General features: G+C 75.7%; 1 protein-coding gene. It reads left to right on the plus strand.

Translation table 11 applies throughout. From position 1 onward, the window contains the following. Positions 1-53: 53 nt before the first annotated feature. A partial coding sequence (locus tag J0670_RS38620) for a hypothetical protein (protein WP_207817435.1) occupies positions 54-1,039 on the plus strand: 986 nt, incomplete at its 3' end.

The raw sequence follows: 1,039 nt of genomic DNA on the forward strand, positions 1-1,039 counted from the left end.
GGAAGCCGCTGCGTGTACTCACCCCCCGCTCGATCCTGCCTGCCCTGGCGGTGATGCTGGTCCTTGCGGCCGGTGCGGCGGCGCACGCCAACAAGCCGGTGCCGTTCGGCGACCGGGTGGCGGGGCCGGGCGACGCGGGGGCGACCCCGGTGAACTCGGAGTCGGTCAGCTCGGCCGACCTGGACCTCAGGGTGGTCGGCCCCGGCCTGGAGGCGTACCACAAGCAGACCGGCGAGCGGGCCTGGTCGTACCGCCGCGAGGGCGCCGAGGCGCTCTACCTGGCGATGGCGGGGGACAACGCGATCGTGGTCTGGGACGACGGCCTGGTCACCTCGGTGCGCCCGGGCGACCACGAGGTGCGCTGGCACCGTGCCGTGCCGGGCCTCGCGGACTACCTGCGCGGCGACGGTGAGCCGGGCGCCGACAAGCGGACCGAGGCGCAGCGCAAGCAGACCGCCGTGCAGCGGGCCGCCGCCGCGCTGCACACCGTCCAGCGGGACGGCTCGCCCTGGCTCGCGGTGGTGACGCCGAACCTGACCATGGGCCTGCGCGACGCCGACGGTGACCTGCGCTACAATGACCGGCCGTCCAACGGCTGCCTCTACGACCCGCTGCGCACCGTCCACACCGACTACGCGGTGCTCATCCCGCGCAGCTGCACCAACAGCAGTGGGCAGGCCGTCTCCGGCGGCATCACCGGCTACCGGCTGGACAGCAACGGCTGGGCGATGAGCACCGGCCCGACGGCGACGGTCAAGGTGCTGGACGCCGGCCGGGTGGAGGTCACCGACGGTCCGATCGTCCCGCCGAAGGTGTTCGACACCAAGGCGGCCGCGCCCGAGACGCCCTGCGGAAGCCTGGACGCGCCGTTCGCCGCGGTCCGCCCGCAGGGCGGCTGCGCGGACGCGTCGGCCGGCCCGGCCGCGGACGCCCCGGTTGCGAACGCTCCCGCCCCGGACGCCCCGGTTGCGAACGCTCCCGCCCCGGACGCCCCGGCCGCGGACGTTCCCGCGCCGGCCGGGGGAGACCAGCCGCAGCA

It is taken from the genome of Streptomyces sp. FH025 (assembly GCF_017427025.1).
Lineage (GTDB): Bacteria > Actinomycetota > Actinomycetes > Streptomycetales > Streptomycetaceae > Kitasatospora.